This is a genomic window from Microbacterium sp. zg.Y909 (assembly GCF_024626565.1).
The window spans coordinates 1-1,536 of sequence record NZ_JANJFJ010000050.1; the positions used below are offsets into that span (position 1 = coordinate 1).

Here is a 1,536-nt window from a genome sequence, read left to right on the forward strand (position 1 = left end):
GCGGCTCCTCACTCCCCCGTGCGCATGGAATACGACCCGCCGGAGCGGGGTCGGGTTTGTGGGATGTGGTGTTCTGCTGCCCGCGGCCTAGGACCCTGCGCGTATCGCGCCGCCTATGCACTGCCGTGACAGTGATCCGGGGCACGCAGAGCGACCACCGGAATGTGGAACTTCACTAGTGTACGCGTCGCCCGGGCGTGTCGCAAACTCGGGCGTGTCGCCAATCCGGCAGGCGCCTCACTCCGAGTGGCGCCTGCGGCGCATCAGCACCAGGAGCAGGATGCCCGCGGTCAGCGCCGTCCCTCCGAGCCAGGCCACGCCGGCCGGCACGGTGCCGCCGGTGCCCGCGAGCCCGGGGCCCGGGGCCGGCGCGGGACGGATGACCGGCACCGCACAGCCGCTGTCGGCGACCACCCCGCCGGGGTGCGTCGCGGTGGCGGTGTTGAAGAATCCGCCGCCGTCCTCGGTGCACTCCAGCGCGCTGGAGGGCAGCGGGTTCTGGGTCGATGCGGCATCCACCCGGTAGGTGTACGTGTCCACGCCGCCTGCCGGGATCTCCACGTCGGCGACGTTCGGGGACCCGACCCAGCCCTGCGCGAGGATCGTGAACGCGGTGTCGAACTGCGGCGCGTCGGTGAGGGTGTACGTCGTCGGCTGCAGCCCCGGGTTCGTGACGGTCACGACGTAGTCGATGCGCCACCGTCCCTCTCCGAGCTCGCTCACCGTGCCGTCGGACTTCTCCAGCTGCACCGGCACCACGACCAGCCCGCTGCAGTCCTCGTCCGTCGACTCGAACGCGCCGTTGTCCACTCGCGCGGTGTTCCAGACGCCGCCCTCCTCGGACGTCTCTGCGCAGGTGAGCGCATCGGGATCGGCATTCACGACGCTCACCTGACCGGTCACGGTGTAGGTGTGGGTCGCCCCGTCTGGAAGCAGGCCGGTCGCAGCCGTCGGCTGCTGCGCGCCGTCCCAATCGGGGGCGAGCGCTGCGGTGCCTGCACCGGCCGGCTCGACGGTCGGTCCGGTCACCGTCCACGGCGTCACGAGGGCGATCCCGCCGCTGAGCGGCTCGGGACGGTCCTCCAGCGTGTAGGCAACGGTCACGCCGCTGGTGTTCGACACCGTCACGGCGTAGGAGACGACCCAGACGCCCGCGCCGAGCGGGGTGGGAGCCTGGGCGGTCTTGGTGACCGTGGGGCCGCCCGGCTCGGCGCAGCCGTCATCCTGGGCGGTGCCGCCGGGGAAGACGACCGTGACGCCGTTGAAGAAGGCTCCGCCCTCGCCGGGTTCGCACGTCAACGACGGGTCCTCGGCGTCGGGGTCGATGGATGCCACGACGCGGAAGGTGTACTCGGCGATCGCTCCCGCCGCGAGGGGGCTGTCCGGCGCAGGCGCGGTGCCCACCCACTCCCCGGAGACCAGGACGATGCCCTCGCCCAGGTCGGGGGTGTCGGTGAGGGTGTAGACGGTAGCGACGGTGTCGCTGGTGTTGGTGACGGTCACGACATAGTCGATCTGCCACTGGCCGTCGGGCAG

The 1,536-nt window shown here is 71.7% G+C and carries 1 protein-coding gene; it reads right to left on the reverse strand.

The features are described 5' to 3' along the window. Nucleotides 1-237 precede the first annotated feature (237 nt). The coding region (locus tag NQ160_RS06105) for a hypothetical protein (protein WP_257514342.1) at nt 238-1,536 on the reverse strand (1,299 nt) is incomplete at its 5' end.